14 protein-coding genes are annotated in these 15,558 nt (G+C 66.7%); 6 read left to right on the top strand and 8 right to left on the bottom strand.

Annotated elements, in window-relative coordinates:
• The first annotated feature begins 49 nt into the window (after positions 1-49).
• Both QQZ18_RS17405 and QQZ18_RS17400 read left to right on the top strand, forming a co-directional pair.
• A complete protein-coding gene (locus tag QQZ18_RS17405) occupies positions 50-1,579 on the top strand; it encodes a sugar ABC transporter ATP-binding protein (protein ID WP_284542218.1) in 1,530 nt (509 codons plus the stop codon).
• An 11-nt stretch (positions 1,580-1,590) separates the two neighbouring features.
• Entirely contained in the window at positions 1,591-2,541 is a 951-nt protein-coding gene (locus QQZ18_RS17400; RefSeq protein WP_284542217.1) for an ABC transporter permease, read from the top strand.
• A gap of 57 nt (positions 2,542-2,598) precedes the next feature.
• Here the strand turns inward: QQZ18_RS17400 and QQZ18_RS17395 are convergent, their stop codons facing one another.
• The 8 genes from QQZ18_RS17395 to QQZ18_RS17360 form a co-directional block, all read right to left on the bottom strand.
• The gene (locus QQZ18_RS17395; RefSeq protein ID WP_284542216.1) at positions 2,599-3,864 is read right to left on the bottom strand and encodes an AGE family epimerase/isomerase; all 1,266 of its coding nucleotides are present in this window, start codon (positions 3,862-3,864) and stop codon (positions 2,599-2,601) included.
• Between the two features lie 123 nt (positions 3,865-3,987).
• Positions 3,988-6,075 (bottom strand): alpha-galactosidase, encoded by a 2,088-nt coding sequence (locus QQZ18_RS17390; RefSeq protein ID WP_284542215.1) that lies wholly within the window; start codon positions 6,073-6,075, stop codon positions 3,988-3,990.
• Between the two features lie 204 nt (positions 6,076-6,279).
• Positions 6,280-7,209 carry a metal ABC transporter substrate-binding protein gene (locus QQZ18_RS17385; protein WP_284542214.1) on the bottom strand — a complete coding sequence of 310 codons (930 nt, stop codon included), beginning with the start codon at positions 7,207-7,209 and terminating at the stop codon, positions 6,280-6,282.
• A gap of 144 nt (positions 7,210-7,353) precedes the next feature.
• Positions 7,354-7,590, bottom strand: coding sequence for a sulfurtransferase TusA family protein (locus tag QQZ18_RS17380; protein WP_284542213.1), 237 nt, complete (start codon positions 7,588-7,590; stop codon positions 7,354-7,356).
• A complete protein-coding gene (locus QQZ18_RS17375; RefSeq protein ID WP_284542212.1) occupies positions 7,587-7,757 on the bottom strand; it encodes a hypothetical protein in 171 nt (56 codons plus the stop codon). Before QQZ18_RS17375 ends, QQZ18_RS17380 begins: the two co-directional genes overlap by 4 nt.
• Positions 7,758-7,761: 4 nt before the next feature.
• A complete protein-coding gene (locus QQZ18_RS17370; RefSeq protein WP_284542211.1) occupies positions 7,762-8,361 on the bottom strand; it encodes an SCO family protein in 600 nt (199 codons plus the stop codon).
• A gap of 91 nt (positions 8,362-8,452) precedes the next feature.
• Positions 8,453-8,953, bottom strand: coding sequence for a disulfide bond formation protein B (locus tag QQZ18_RS17365; RefSeq protein WP_284542210.1), 501 nt, complete (start codon positions 8,951-8,953; stop codon positions 8,453-8,455).
• Positions 8,954-9,252: 299 nt separating this feature from the next.
• On the bottom strand, positions 9,253-9,486 hold the full coding sequence (locus tag QQZ18_RS17360; protein WP_446728672.1) for a DUF1674 domain-containing protein: 234 nt from the start codon (positions 9,484-9,486) through the stop codon (positions 9,253-9,255).
• A gap of 52 nt (positions 9,487-9,538) precedes the next feature.
• On the opposite strand from QQZ18_RS17360, the gene htpX reads away from it, so the two are divergent.
• The 4 genes from htpX (at position 9,539) to purH (ending at position 15,558) form a co-directional block, all read left to right on the top strand.
• On the top strand, positions 9,539-10,519 hold the full coding sequence (gene htpX, locus QQZ18_RS17355) for a zinc metalloprotease HtpX (protein ID WP_284542208.1): 981 nt from the start codon (positions 9,539-9,541) through the stop codon (positions 10,517-10,519).
• 143 nt (positions 10,520-10,662) lie between these two features.
• Positions 10,663-11,958, top strand: coding sequence for an RsmB/NOP family class I SAM-dependent RNA methyltransferase (locus QQZ18_RS17350; RefSeq protein ID WP_284542253.1), 1,296 nt, complete (start codon positions 10,663-10,665; stop codon positions 11,956-11,958).
• Between the two features lie 148 nt (positions 11,959-12,106).
• Positions 12,107-13,852 carry a heparinase II/III family protein gene (locus QQZ18_RS17345; RefSeq protein ID WP_284542207.1) on the top strand — a complete coding sequence of 582 codons (1,746 nt, stop codon included), beginning with the start codon at positions 12,107-12,109 and terminating at the stop codon, positions 13,850-13,852.
• 116 nt (positions 13,853-13,968) lie between these two features.
• Positions 13,969-15,558, top strand: coding sequence for a bifunctional phosphoribosylaminoimidazolecarboxamide formyltransferase/IMP cyclohydrolase (purH, locus tag QQZ18_RS17340; protein WP_284542206.1), 1,590 nt, complete (start codon positions 13,969-13,971; stop codon positions 15,556-15,558).

The following is a 15,558-nucleotide window of genomic DNA, read 5'->3' as shown; positions in this document are numbered from 1 at the left end:
TTCGCAATGGATGGGCGGCGTTGCCGCCCTCCCGACCCGGGTTTCCGACATGACGCTGCTTTCGATCAACGACCTCGACAAGAGCTTTGCCGGCGCCCGGGCGCTTGGCGGCGCCTCGCTGGAGGTTCGTGCCGGCGAGGTGCATGCCCTGATGGGGGAGAACGGCGCCGGCAAGTCGACGCTGATCAAGGTGCTGGCCGGTGTGGTGAAGCCGGACGCCGGAACGGTCGCCATCGACGGCACGCCGGTCTCCATCGCTTCGCCGGCCGATGCGCTTCGTCTCGGCCTGCGGTTCATCCACCAGGAACTGTCGGTGGTGCCGCACCTGTCGGTGGCCGAGAACATTTTCCTCGGCCGTGACTATCCGCGCCGCTGGGGCATCATGATCGACTGGGACGGTCTCAACCGCCGCGCCACTGCCGTGCTGGCGGGACTCGGCGTCGATCACATCCCGCCGGGACGCAAGATGGCCCGCCTCACGGTGGGCGACCAGATGCTGGTGAAGATCGCCGCCGCCTTCCAGGATGCCAGCATAGACGGTGGCGCGCCGGCCCGTCTCTACGTGATGGATGAGCCGACGGCGGCGCTGTCGGCCGAGGAATCGCAACGCCTGTTCGCGGTGATCCGTCGCCTGCGGGCGGCGGGGGCCGGCATCATCTACGTGTCGCACCGGCTCGACGAGGTGATGGAGCTTGCCGATCGCCTCACCGTGTTGCGCGACGGCGCCACGGTGACGACGCGCGACATCGCAGGACTTCAGAAACTCGAAGTGATCGAGTTGATGATCGGGCGCCGGTTTGCCGAAGGATATCCGCCACGCCTCGCGCCGGTTTCGAGCGAAGTGGCCCTCAGCGTCGAGGGATTGTCCACAGCTTATCTACAGGATGTGACGTTCGAGGTCCGCAAGGGCGAGATCCTTGGTCTCGCCGGCCTTGAGGGTGCCGGCCAGAGCGAAGTCATCCGCGCGATCGTCGGGGCGGACGGCGGCCATGACGGCGCGATCAGCCTTGCCGGACGACCGGTGAAGATCGAGGAGCCAGTCTCCGCCTGGGCCAAGGGGCTCGCCTTCCTGCCGCGCGAGCGGCGTCAGGAGGGGCTTGTGTCGTCGGCATCGATCGCCGGCAACGTGTCGCTACCGCATCTCGACGATCTCGTCCGCTTCGGCCTCGTTCTCGACCGCGCCGAGGAGGCCCGGCGGGCGGTGGATCTGGGCGCGAAGGTGAAGCTGAAATCCAAGGGGCCGCGACAGAAGGTTCGTGAACTCTCCGGCGGCAACCAGCAAAAAGTGGTGTTCGCCCGGGCGATCGCCGGCGAGCCCGAGGTCCTGCTGCTCGACGAACCGACGCGCGGCGTCGACGTCGGCGCTCGCTATGACATTCATGCCCTGCTTCGCGAGCTGACGGGCGAAGGACGAGCGGTGGTGCTCGCTTCTTCCGACCTGCCCGAGCTCGTCTATATGGCCGACCGCATCATCGTCTTCCGGGACGGCAAGGTGGCGACCACCGTTTCCACCGAGGGCCTCGACCAAGCCGGGCTTGCCGCGCTTTGCTTCGGGACGCCGACCGCGCCCTCCGCCTGAAGGAATTCCCAGTGGCTTCCGCGCTCAAGACCTACGGCACGCTGATCGGCTTCATTCTCGTCGTCCTCTTCTTCTGGGTCGAAATTCCCGACACCTTCATGACGGCGAAGAACTGGCTGAACATCAGCCAGCAGGTGTCTATGCTGGCCGTGGTGGCCTTCACGATGACCATCGTCATGGTGATGGGCGACTTCGACCTTTCCGTCGGCTCGATGGCCTCGCTCGCCGGTATCGTGGCGGCGCTGGCCTTTCGCGACGGCCACGGAGTGTGGGTCGGCGTGGCGCTGGCGCTCGTCGTCGGGCTGGTCGGCGGCCTTCTCAACGGCGCGCTCGTCGCCTATGTCGGCATCCTGCCCTTCGTGGCGACGCTCGGCACCCTGACCGTCTACAGCGGCCTTGCCTTCCTGGTCTCCGGCGGCAAGACCATCTTCGGACGCGACATTCCCGCGGCCTTTTCCGGCTTTGCCCGTTCCGGCATCTCGCTCACCGAAACCATTAGCCTTCCGAGCCTGACCATCGTCGCGGCCCTGGTGCTCCTCGCCGTCTGGTTCACGCTGGAGCAGACCACCTTCGGCCGCCGGCTCTATGCGATCGGCGGCAACAAGGAGGCGGCGCGTCTTGCCGGTATCCGTGTCAGACGGTTGCGCTTCCTGGCCTTCGGCCTCAGCGGTCTCGGTGCGGCGCTCGCTGGCCTGATGTATGCGAGCCGGGTGGCTTCGGCCAATCCGACGCAGGGGTCCGGCCTGATGCTCGATGCGATCGCCGCCGTCTTCCTCGGCATGACCATGAGCGAAGAGGGCGAGCCGCATGTGCTGGCGACGCTGGTCGGCGTGCTGATCCTCGGCGTGCTTGGCAACGGCCTCACCCAGATGAGCATCGACAGCTATGTGCGCGAGGTGCTGATCGGCTCGATCATCGTGCTGGCCGTCGCCTCGTCATCGCTCGGCAAGGCCAAGGGGTGAACGAAAACGCCGCCGGCCAAGACCGACGGCGTCCGTCAACTCTATCTCTCCTGACGATCAGACCTTGATGCCCTCGGTCATCAGTCCGTTGACGAGGCTGCCGGAGGTCGGCAGCAGCGGAATGAGGCAGGCCTGCACGGAGTGGTAGATGTCGGGTCGGCCGAAGAAGGGATTGGTGGCCGACCGGTCCTCCGCGTCGAGCTGCGGAATGAAGGCGCCGGTCGCACGGTCGATCATGTGGTCCGTCGTGAAGTCCCAGATGCGGCGGTACCAGTTCTCGTAGAAGGGATCGCCGGTGATCGAGGCCAGGAAATGGGCGGCGCCGATGCCCTCGCAGCACGGCCACCAGAAGCGGTCGGGTACCGACGGTTTGCCGTCCCAGCCGACGGTATAGTAGAAGCCGCCGCGCTCGCCGTCCCAGCCTTCGGTGACGGCGAGGCGGAACAGGTTCTGCGCGGCATCCGGCAGCCAGCCGAGCTTGCGGCCGCCGAGCTCCCAGAGCTGCAGAAGCAGACGCGCCCACTCCAGCCAATGGCCGGGCGTCGAGCCGTAGGGCTTGAACATCGGATTGCCAACATACTCCAGCGTCACGTTCCACCGGGCGTCGAAATGCTCGGGCAGGCGCCAGTTGTTGCGCGAGGCGAAGCGATCGACGATCAGTTCGGCGATGCTCTCGGCCCTGCGAAGATACTCGGTGTCGTCCGTCACCTCGAAGGCCGCCATCAGCGCTTCGGTGAGGTGCATGTTGGAGTTCTGGCCACGATAGTCGCCGATCGGCTGCCAGTCGGCGGTGAACTCCTCGGCGACGGCGCCCGGCTCCGCCTCCCAGAACCGGGACAGCAAGATGTCCGTGACGTCGGCGATCAGCCGGTTGGCATCGGGGTGGCCGGCCGCCTTGGCGGTGGCGCCGGCGAGGAGAGCGTGGGCGTGGCCGTAGGCCTGCTTGGTGGGATCGGTCAGCGTTCCATAGCCGACGCCCCAGTGATAGCCGCCGTGCGACGCGTCGCGGTGGTCGTTCCAGAGGAAATCCATGCCGTGATCGACGAGGTTGGCGGCGCCGGGGCGCCCCATCAGCGAGGCAATGCCGAAGGCATGCACGAGGCGGGCGGTGATGTGCAGATTCCGCGATGGCGGCAGGCCGCCGTCGGCGCCCGGCGCCATCGGTCGGCCCGCGTCGTCGAGTTCGAAATACCCGCCCAGCGGGTTGCGACAGCCCGCCTCGAAGAAGGAGAAAAGAGCGTCGGCGCGGCCGAGCAGCCATAGACGATGCGGCGCGCGCTCCACCCAGCGACTGTGCGCGGCGGACTTCAGTTGCATGAGCATTGTTTTCCCTCCCTGGGCGGCGGTGCGTCGGCCCTCCAGCCTTCCTTTCTTTTTTAAGCACTGCCTGCCAAAGGGGCAATCTCAGGAGATCACCGAACTCCGCCTTTCGTCCGGAATGGTTGATTAGCCGGCCGGCGTCAACTCAAGAAGAAGAGCCGTTTCCGGCCGCTGCATGGGCAATGGCAGGCCGGCGCTCGCCAGCGCCGCCGCGCTGAAGGTCAGCTCGCCGGACAATAGTCTCTTCTGGCCATCGCTCATTCTGATGAAGCCCGAGGGACTGTCGCCGTGGATGGCGGCGATCCGCCACATTCGTTCGGGCGAGCCCGGCAGGCGGAGGACCAGCGGCTCCGGCTGTTCGCAGACCATGGTCGGCCCTTGCGCCACGAAGACGGCGGCCTGATCGGAGGTCATGGCGCCCCAGACGTAGCGACCGTCGCGCGGGTCGAGATTGAAGTTGGCTCCCGGGGCGTGGAGAAGCGGGCGCAGACGCTTGTGAAGCGCGATGAAGCCGGCGAGTTCCGTCCGTTCGGCCGGGCTCATGTCGAGCGGGTTCAGCTCGACGCCGAGGTGATAGGCCAATGCGACCAGAGCCCGGAAGGTCAGCGACAGCGTTCGGCCGGATTGATGGCTGGGATTGGCCGAAACGTGAGCCCCCATGATTTCCGGCGGCAGGAACAGGCTGGCGCCGCGCTGGATCTCCAGGCGGTCGAGGGCGTCGGTGCAGTCCGAGGTCCAGACGCGCTGGGTGTTGGCGAGCGCTCCGTAGTCGGTCCGGCCGCCGCCCGAGGCGCAGCTCTCGATCTCGACATGCGGGAAGGCCGCGCGGACACGGGCCATCAAAGCATGGACCGCGCGGGTCTGGGCGGTGGTCACCGCGCGGCCATCGACGCCGCCGACGTGCGTTAGGTCGCGGTTCATGTCCCACTTGATGTAGGAAATGGCGTGCGAGGACAGCATCGCCGATATCTTCTCGAACAGGTGGTCGGACACCTCCGGCCGCGTCAGATCGAGGACCTGCTGATTGCGCGAGCGCAGGAAGGGACGCCCGTCCACCTTCAGCGCCCAATCAGGGTGGGCTCGGTAGAGATCGGACTCCTCGTTGACCATCTCCGGTTCGAACCAGATGCCGAACTGCATGCCGAGCGCGGTGACGTGATCGACGAGCGGCTTCAGGCCATCGGGATACTTGCGCCGGTCGACGATCCAGTCGCCGAGCGACGTGGTGTCGTCGTCGCGGCGACCGAACCAGCCGTCGTCGAGAACGAAACGCTCGATGCCCAAGGCGGCGGCTGCATCGGCCTGGGCCTTCAGGGAATCGAGGCGGTGATCGAAATAGTTGCCTTCCCAGGTGTTCAGCGTCACCGGACGTGGGCTCATGGCGCCGCCCGGCCACGTCAGGATCTCCGAGCGCACGAAGGCTTGCAGCGCCGCCGCGTCCTCGGCGGCATAGACGACGGGGCTCTGGTAGCTGTCCCCTCGGGACAGGCGGATCTCGCCGGGTTCGAACAGCGCGCCGAGATGGACGAGGCGGCGGCCGTCGTCGAGCGTGTCGACGGCGACCAGATGGTTGCCGCTCCAACCGAGATGGAAGGCAAAGCGGGCGTCGCCAACGGTGACGCCGAGGTAGGGTTGCCGGTCGTGGCTGGTGCGGCCGCGGCGGTTCTCCTGCAACGTGATGCCGGGGGCGAGGTGATGGCGACGGATCTGGAACTCGCGCCCCCACATGCCCGTGAAGCGGGTCGCAGTCGCTTCGCCCGCAGGCAGGAGGAAGCTGCCGGCCATACAGCGATCGAGCGTGTAGACGCCGTCCTTCATCGACATCAGACGTGTTGAAAGGCCGAACACGCCCGTCTTGCTCGCCAGGATGGAAATCTCGATGTCGATGCCCGCGACGGCATCGCTCGCCGCGAGCACCGCGGTCGCGCCATCATGGCGTACTGTCCAGCCGGAAAAATCGAGGAGAAAGTCACGGCCGTCGCGATGGCCGACGATGGCCGGCCATCCGAAGGCGCCAAGTCCGGCAACCGGTAGCAGTGCCGCCGAGGGGACGTCGGCATCCATGCCGTTGATGCGGCTGGATCGCGGAACGTCCGGCCAGAAATCGGGCACTGCCGCGCCGCGCCCGAAGGCGAGGATCTCCGGCATGCCGCGGTCGGGAAGGCCGACCGAGAAGGAAAGCGGGCCGGCGGAGAGGGTGACGGTGGACGGCATGGACGACCTCGGCTCATGAAACGAGAAGAGACGATGGGGTGGCATAGGATTCCCCGCTCCATTCCCATCGCACTCGTCCTGCCGATATAGATCGTCCTTAGGTCGCTATTCCAGCGGCATTTCCGGGAAATTGACCTTTTGAGCCGAGATTCCCTGTCGTTAGCATAAATTTCCTCGCCATGTCGCAATTCGCACCGATTGCGATTAGCGCTTGGGCGCCAGGGCCTCGGTGAGCGTACCGATGTTGTGCCGGATCATGTCGACGTAGGTCGGCGCGGGACCGTCCTTTGACGACAGCGCGTCGGTGTAGAGCTCGCCGCCGACCACGGCATGGGTCTCGGCGGCGATCTGGTCGATCAGCCGGCGATCCTTGATGTTCTCGACAAAGATCGCGGGGATGGCGTCCTCGCGGATCTGGCGAATGATGCCCGCGACGTCGGAGGCGGTGGCTTCGGATTCGGTGCTGACGCCCTCGGGAGCCAGGAGTTCGAGCCCATAGGCGGCGCCGAAATAGCCGAAAGCGTCGTGGCTGGTAATGATCTTGCGCCGGTCGGCCGGCAGGGCCGCCATGGCGGCGCGGACCTCGGCGTCGAGCGCTTCAAGTTCGGCGACATAGGCGGCGGCGTTGGCATCGTAGGTCGCCTTGCCGGCGGGATCGGCGGCGTCCAGGCCGACGGCGATGTTCTTCACATAGGTGACGGCGTTGGCCACGTCTTGCCAGGCATGCGGGTCGACGCCGTGATGATCGTGCGCGGCGTGGTCCGCCTCGGCGTGATCGTGGTGGTCCTCTTCCTCGGCCATTTCGCGGGGCTTGACGCCCTCGGAGGCCACCGTCACCGGCCCGGCATAGCCGGACGCTTCGGCAAGGCGGTTCATCCAGCCTTCGAAGCCGAGGCCGTTGACGACGAGCAGCTTGGCTCCGGCGACGGCTTTGACGTCGTTGGGCGTCGGCTCGTAGACATGGGCGTCGCCATCGGGACCGACGAGGGTGGTGACCGAAACGCGGTCGCCGCCGACGCGGCTCACCATGTCGCCGAGGATGGAAAACGAGGCGACCACCGGCAGGCGATCGGCGGCGAAGGCGGGGCCAGCGGTCAGCATGGCGAAGAACGAGGCAATCACAAGGCGGTTCATGGAACCCTCTATGTTATGTTATAACATAACTACGGTTGGACCGAACCGAGAGTACTGTCAAGGGCCAATGCGCCCCGCCCCGTTCCCCGGGGCGCTTCGCCCGGTTGTAAACCCTGGATCTTCATTCTGAAGCCGCGAGGCCGATCACTCGCCCTTGGCGATGGTGAAACGCAGGACGGTGCCCTCCGTCGTCTGGTCCACGAGACGATGACCTTTCTGGCGGCAGAAATGAGGGATGTCGATCGCTGCCATCGGATCCGTCGCTTCGACGACCAGCAGATCGCCGGGCTTGAGAGCGAACAACGCCTTGCCGGCCTTCAGCACCGGCAGCGGGCAGTTGAGCCCTTTGAGATCGAGGCGCAGCGGTTCGGCTTTGGTCACGGCAACGCCGTCCGGCAGAGATCGACGAAGGCCCGCACGCCGTCGGAGCCGGCCGACAGGGCCGCGCCGAAGGCTATGACGGCCAATGGCAAGGCGAGCGATGCCATATGGTCGGACAGCCGGGTACGCCTCGTGGAGCCCGTCTCGGGTTTGTGTCGGTCGGCCATTGGCTCAGCTCTCGGTGATCAGGGTCTTCAGCTTGTTGAGCGCGGCTTCCTGGTCTTCCATGTAGGCGATGGTGCCGCGGAAGCGGCCGTCCGCATCGAACATGAAGCTCGACGCCGTGTGATCCATGCCATAGTCGCCGTCGGTGCCGGGTACCTTGCGGGCGTAGACGCGGAAGGTCTTGATGGCGGCATCGACCTGCTCGCGGCTGCCGGACAGCCCGAGCACGATGTCGCCGAAGGATGACAGGTAGTCTTTCAGCACTTCCGGCGTGTCGCGCTCCGGGTCGACGGTGACGAACAGGAGGTCGACCTTGCCTGCATCCTGCCCGAGCCGCTCCTTCAGCGCCGCGTATTCGCCAAGCGTGGTGGGGCAGACGTCCGGGCAGTGGGTGTAGCCGAAGAAGATGACGTGCGGCCGGCCGGCAAAGGTCTTGTCGGTGACGGGGCGCCCGTTCATGTCGACGAGGGTGAAGGGGCCGCCGATGTCGCTCGCCGCGACGCTGGCGCTTTCCATGAAAGGAAGCCTGCCGCCGAACACGAGCCAGCCGGTGGCGCCGAACAGCACCGCGACAAGCAGCCAGACGATGATGCGTAGAGCTTTCACTTCTTCTCCCAACGTCGATGGCATCGGATCGCGTCGAGCCTAGCGAAGAACGGCCTTGCGCGAAACGATCAATTTCAGGCGTGGGCGCGTGTCAGATCAGCGCGTCGCGACGGGCGAAGATGCCGCGCCAGCTCATGATGCCCACGAACAGCGTGGACAGCACGTCCCAGCCGGCGAAGGACAGGCCGAACAGGTTGATCGGGGCTTCCGAGCAGGAAACAAGGCGAGTGCCCTTCACCGCTGCCATCAGGTCCGTGGCGCTGGTGATCACCGTCGGCGTTCCGCCACAGTCGGACGGACCTTCCCACAGCTTCCACTCAGCGCCGACATGATAGCCGGCAAGCGCCGAGCCGAAGAAGAAGATGGCGCCGCCAACGAAATAGAGGAGGCGGGCAAGGCGCGGCATGCGGTGAGACAGCAGCAGGCCGACGAGCAGAATCGGCAGGCCGACATAATAGGGAATGCGCTCTTGCAGGCAGAGCTTGCAGGGAAGGTAGCCACCGATGATCTCGAAGCCCCAGGCGGCGATGATGGCGAAAAGGCCGGCTAGAAATGCAAGACCGGGGGCACGGATGGCGGCTGGAGCGGACATGGAACACCCTGAACGACGACTGCGGCGGTTCCGGCCTAACAGCTTGGAACGAGCCACGCAATCGACGATTGGGTTGTTCGGGGGCGGTCGCCGGTCGAAAAGCGCCCCCGGCCGCGCCTCGTAAGGCGCAACGCCGGCAGATACGAATTCCGGGGGGCTGGGGGGCTGGATTGAGCCGGAACCCGTCCGCAGCGTCATTGCCGGGGGACGAAGACATCCTGCTGGCCTGACTTGGCGTCGACAAGGCGGGAATGGGGCCAAACTGTGAAAGACGATCAGAGCTTCGTGAAGGGCCTGAGCTAGAAGTCGGCCGCGATGCCCTTCACTTCCCAATCGCCATAGCGGGCCGGTTCGAGGCCGCCCCGGCCGCCGATCTCCTGCGGACGGCTTTCGCTGGCCGCGCGGCGGCGCTCCTCCGCTTCGGCCAGCGCCCGGAGGGCGGCGGGAGACAGAGTTTTCTGGGGTGCCGCTGGGGACTTGTTGTCAGTGTCGGTCACGGGCGCATCCTTGATGGCGGGTGGATGGCATACCATCTTGTCTTTCGGAAAACCCGATCAGCATATCAGCCGGACACCGGAAGGACAGATGAATTTCTTCAAGACCTCCCTCCTCCTCGCCGCGATGACGGCGATCTTCATGGGCGCCGGTTATCTGATCGGCGGCCAGGGCGGCATGTTGATCGCGCTGGTGGTCGCCGCCGGCATGAACCTCTTCTCCTATTGGAATGCCGACAAGATGGTGCTGGCGATGCATCGCGCCCGTCGTGTCGATCGGGCCGGCGCGCCGGAGTACTATGCTATCGTCGAGCGCCTCGCCGCCAATGCCGGCCTGCCGATGCCGGCCGTCTACGTCATCGACAATCCGCAGCCCAATGCCTTTGCTACCGGCCGTGATCCCGATCACGCAGCCGTTGCCGCCACCACCGGCCTTCTGCAAATGCTCGATCGCGAGGAGATTGCCGGCGTCATGGCGCACGAGCTCGCCCATGTGCAGAACCGCGACACGCTGACCATGACGGTGACCGCGACGATAGCCGGTGCCATTTCGATGCTCGCCAACTTCGGCCTGTTCTTCGGCTCGATGAACCGCGACAGCGAGAACCGCAGCCCGCTCGGCGGCATCGGCATTCTGCTCGCCGCCATCGTGGCGCCGCTAGCCGCCATGCTGGTGCAGATGGCCATCTCGCGGACGCGAGAATACGCCGCCGACCGGCGGGGCGCCGAAATTTCCGGTAATCCACTGGCCCTCGCCTCTGCCCTCGACAAGATCGCCGGGGCCGCCCATCGCGTGCCGAACATGACAGCGGAGCAAAATCCTGCTACGGCGCATCTGTTCATCATCAATCCGCTGTCCGGCGCCAGGATGGACAACCTGTTCTCGACCCACCCGGATACCGGCAACCGCATCCGCGCCCTGATGGCGATGGCGGATGGCGGTGGTTTCGGGCGGCGCAGCTCCGAGCCCGTGGCGGGTGGCCCCTGGGCCACGCCACGTGGTTCGCGGGGCGGTCCATGGGGTGGGGGCGGTTCTGTCGGACGGCCCTCGAACCGTGGACCCTGGGGATGACCGCAGACGACAAAGGCCGCAAGAGCGGCGGAAAAACCGGCAACGCATTCAGGCCGGCACGCCCGCATGACGGCCAGAAGGGCGGGGCGTTCAAAGGCGGGCGTCCGCCTCAGGGTGGCCGGCGGCCGCCGCGGCCGCAGGGCATGGAGGCGCGTGCCGTTGCCGTTGACCTCGTGGACGGTGTCCAGAAGGGTCGTCTCCTCGACGCATTGCTCGACAAGGGTTCCGCTGCCGAGCGTTATCAGCGCCTCGATCCGCGCGATCGCGGTCTTGCCCGCGCCATCGTCGGCTATGCCTTGCGCCGCCACGGACAGATCGATGACGCTGTCGGGCGTTTTCTGACGCGGCCGCTGCCGGACGATGCCGGTACGCTGAAAGCGGTGATCGCTGTTTCGGCGGCCCAGATCATGTTCATGGACGTTGCCGACCACGCCGCCGTGGCGCTCGGTGTCGAGCTGGCCGGCGCCGACAAGGCCGCCATGCCGTTCAAGGGCGTCGTCAACGCCGTCCTGCGCCGCGTCTCGGAAAACAAGGCGACCATCCTCGCCGAACAGGATGCCATCACCCTCAACACGCCAGCGTGGCTGATGGAACGCTGGAGCGCAAACTATGGGACCGACGTGGCGCGCGACATTGCCGCCATGAACGCCTTCGAGCCGACGCTCGACCTCACCGTGAAGTCCGATCCGGACGGTTGGGCTGCCCGGCTGGGTGGGATCAAGCTCCCCAACGGTTCGGTGCGCCTTCCCGTCACGGGCGCCGTCGAGAAGATCGACGGCTACGAGGAGGGTGGCTGGTGGGTGCAGGACGCCGCCGCCACGCTGCCGGTCCATCTCCTGGGCGACGTCAAGGGCAAGAAGGTCGTCGACCTCTGCGCGGCGCCCGGCGGCAAGACGGCCCAGCTGGCCGCGCTCGGCGCCGACGTTACCGCCATCGACGTATCCTACCATCGTCTGCAACGCCTCGAACGCAACCTCTATCGCCTCGGTCTCAAGGCCAACCTCGTCAAGGCCGATGCCACCGAGTGGCTGGGAGGCACCTTCGATATGGTGTTGCTCGACGCGCCTTGCACGGCGACCGGCACCTTGCGCCGCCATCCCGACGGGGCAGTCGGAAAGAAGCCGGCCGACGTGCCGACGCTTGCCGCCGTGCAGCGCCGCCTGATCGATCAGGCGATCCGCATGCTGAGGCCTGGCGGCCTCCTCGTCTATTCCACCTGCTCGCTGGAGCCGGAGGAGGGGCAGGACCAGATTCGTCGCCTCAGGCTGATCGAGGCGCCGCTCGACCTGGTGCCGGTGACGGCGGACGAGGTTTTCGGTCTCTCGGAGATCGTCACGCCGGAGGGGTTTGTCCGCACCCTGCCGTCGCACCTCAAGCAGGAAGAGGCCCGGCTTTCCGGGCTCGACGGTTTCTTCGCCGCCCGCCTCCGCCGTCAGTGACGGCGGACGGCCGGTCCGGTTGCCGGAAAATTTGATCGGCCTCGCATACCACTTGGTAACCAAGCTGGGCGTCTCATGCCGTGATGAGCGCCTCCGGTTTCTCCGAAGGGCGAGTGATTCCTGCTCCAGCACAGAAAGGGGCCTGACGATGCGCGCACAAGTCGCCGGCACGGCCCGGCTGGTGCTGTTCGCCGGTGAGCTGGCCCTCCGCCGTGCCGTCACGGCGCTGGAACGCGGCCCCTTCTCGCGTTGGCGCTGGCCCGGATCGACCCCGGAACGGCTGGTCATCGCCCCGCAGGATATTCGCACCACCGACCCGACGATCGCCGCCGACATCTATGCCGGTCTCTACGCGTTTGCCGGCAAGATGGTGGAGACGGGCGGCCGCTCGCCCTTCGACATGCCGTCGCCATCGGCCGAGTGGACGCGGGCGCTGCACGGTTTCTCCTGGCTGAGGCATCTCAGGGCGGCCGAGAATGCGCTGGCCCGCCAGAATGCCCGGGCTCTCGTCGCCGACTGGATCGCCCAGGAGGCGCATGCGCCGCCGGAGGCCTACGAGACCGAGAACATGGCCCGGCGGGTAATCGCCTGGATCACCCAGTCGCCACTGATCCTGAAAGATGCCGATCGGGCCTTCTACCGCCGCTTCCTGCGGTCGCTGGTCAGGCAGGTGCGCCGGTTGCGCGGCCGCCAGAGCGACGCCGTGGATGGGTATCCGCGCCTTCTCGCCGCCGTGGCCGTTGGTGTCTTCGCGCTGTCCGCCGACAATCAGGGACGGCTCGCCCGCCAGGCTGGCCTGCGGCTGGAGCAGGAACTCCGCCGGCAGATCCTGCCGGATGGCGGTCATATCAGCCGCGATCCATCGGTGATCGCCGACCTTTTGACCGATCTCCTGCCGTTGCGACAGGCCTATTCCAATCGCGGCGTCAACCCGCCCCAGGCACTGATCGTCGCCATCGACCGCATGATGCCGATGCTGCGCTTCTTCCGTCATTCCGACGGCAGCCTGCCGCACTTCAACGGCATGAGCGCCAGCCATGCCGGCCAGCTCGCAACGCTGAACGCCTATGACGACACCCATGGCCGTCCGGTCGAGAACGCCAGCCACTCCGGCTACCAGAGGCTCGAAGCGGGCGGTACGGTGATTCTGATGGATGCCGGTCCGATCCCGCCGGTCGGCGTTAGCCAGAAGGCGCATGCCGGTTGCCTGTCCTTCGAAATGTCGAGCGGTCCCAACCGCTTCATCGTCAACTGCGGCGCGGCCGACGATCCGCGCTGGCATTCGGCCGCCCGCTCGACGCCCGCCCATTCGACGCTGTCGCTCGAGGACGTGTCCTCGGGCGCCTTCCTCGACACGCCTCGCCTCGTTCGCCGGCTCGGCTCGGTGATGATCGACGGTCCGCGCAACGTACCGGTGGTCCGCGAGGATCGCGACGACGTCATCGCGCTGGCGGCAAGCCATGACGGCTATTCCGGCCGGTTCGGCGCCATTCACGAGCGGCGGCTCGTCCTCCGCATCGATGGCGGCGAAATCGTCGGCTCGGATCGGTTGAGTTTCGCCGGCCGCAAGCCGCGCCACGATCGCTTCGCCATCCGTTTCCACCTGCATCCGCTGATCCGGGCAAGCCGCACCGCCGGTGGAGACGTGCTGCTCGTCGCCCCCGACGGCGAGGCCTGGACCTTCACCTGCGGGCTGATCGCGCCCGAACTGGAAGACAGCGTGTTCCTGTCCGACACGCTCGGCCGCCGCAAGAGCTTGCAGATCGTGCTGCCGGGGCGGGCGCGGGTGACGCCGGAAGTGGCCTGGGCGATGACCCGAACCGCCGAGGGCCAACGCGGCCGGCCGCGCGGGCGCGATCCGAGGCTGGGCCCCGATCTCTTCGCTGGCGGCTGACGGTCCGCTTTCGGCGGAGAAAGCGGCGATTGTCGACCCAAATCGATTGGGCGCGGGTTCCGCGCGACGGCCATTCGTGCTATCGCGCCGCCATCCCCACTCCCGGAGACATCCCCATGGCTGGCCATCCCGATCGCGTCGCTCCCAAGCGCGCGCTGCTTTCCGTTTCCGACAAGACGGGCCTCATCGAGTTCGCCCGCGCCCTCGCGGACCGCGGCGTCGAGTTGCTCACCACCGGCGGCTCGAAAAAGCTTCTGAGCGAGGCCGGCATTCCCGTCACGGAAGTCGCCGATTTCACCGGCTTCCCGGAAATCATGGATGGCCGTGTCAAGACGCTGCATCCCAAGGTGCACGGCGGCCTTCTCGCCGTCCGCGACGACGCCGGCCATGTCAAGGCGATGGCCGACCATGGAATTCAGCCGATCGACATCCTGGTGGTCAACCTCTACCCCTTCGAGGAGACGGTGGCGCGGGGCGCCGGTTACGAGGAGACCATCGAGAACATCGACATCGGTGGCCCCGCGATGATCCGCGCCGCCTCGAAGAACCATGCCTACGTGACCGTGCTGGTCGAGCCGGCCGACTATCAGGCGGTGATCGACGAGATGGACCAGGGCGGCGTCACCTTCGACACCCGCCGTCGCTTCGCCGCCAAGGCCTATGCGCGCACTGGCGCTTATGACGCGGCGATTTCCGGCTGGTTCGCTGGCGTGCTCGGCGGCAAGACGGGCGATTTCGTCGCCGTCGGCGGCAAGCTTGCCGAGGACATGCGCTATGGCGAGAACCCGCACCAGTGGGCTCGCTTCTATCGGTCGACAGACATTCGACCCGGTGTCTCCACGGCAACGCAGTTGCAGGGCAAGGTGCTCTCCTACAACAACATCAACGACACCGACGCCGCCTTCGAGCTGGTGGCCGAGTTCGATCCGGCCGTGCCGGCCGTCGCCATCATCAAGCACGCCAACCCCTGTGGCGTCGCCACTGGCGCGACGCTGCTCGAGGCCTACGTCAAGGCGCACCGCTGCGATCCGGTGTCGGCCTATGGCGGCATCGTGGCGCTGAATGGCACGCTCGACGCCGACACGGCGAAGAAGATCGTCGAGATCTTCACCGAGGTGATCATCGCCCCGTCGGCCACCGACGAGGCGATCGCCATCGTCGGCGCCAAGAAGAACCTGCGCCTCCTGGTCACCGGCGGCCTGCCCGATCCCAAGGCGCCCGGCATCACCGCCAAGACGGTGGCCGGCGGTCTGCTCGTCCAGTCGCGCGACAACGGCGTCGTCACCGCCGCCGACCTCAAGGTGGTGACCAAGCGGGCGCCGACCGATGGTGAGCTCGCCGACCTCCTGTTCGCCTTCAAGGTCTGCAAGCACGTCAAGTCCAACGCCATCGTCTACGTGAAGGATTGCGCCACCGCCGGCATCGGCGCGGGGCAGATGAACCGCGTCGATTCCGCGCGCATCGCCGCCATCCGGGCCGGCGAGGCGGCCGAGACGGCAGGTCTCAAGGACTCGCTCGCCAAGGGATCGGTCGTCGCTTCCGACGCCTTCTTCCCCTTCGCCGACGGTCTTGAGTCGGCGATCGCCGCCGGTGCCACCGCCGCCATCCAGCCGGGTGGTTCCATCCACGACGCCGAGGTGATCGCCGCCGCTGACAAGGCCGGCATCGCCATGGTGTTCACCGGCATGCGCCACTTCAGGCACTGA

The sequence above is a fragment of the Pleomorphomonas sp. T1.2MG-36 genome (assembly GCF_950100655.1).
Classification (GTDB): Bacteria; Pseudomonadota; Alphaproteobacteria; order Rhizobiales; family Pleomorphomonadaceae; genus Pleomorphomonas.
Note: the sequence above shows the minus strand (reverse complement) of the source record. Positions and strands in the feature narration are given on the sequence as shown.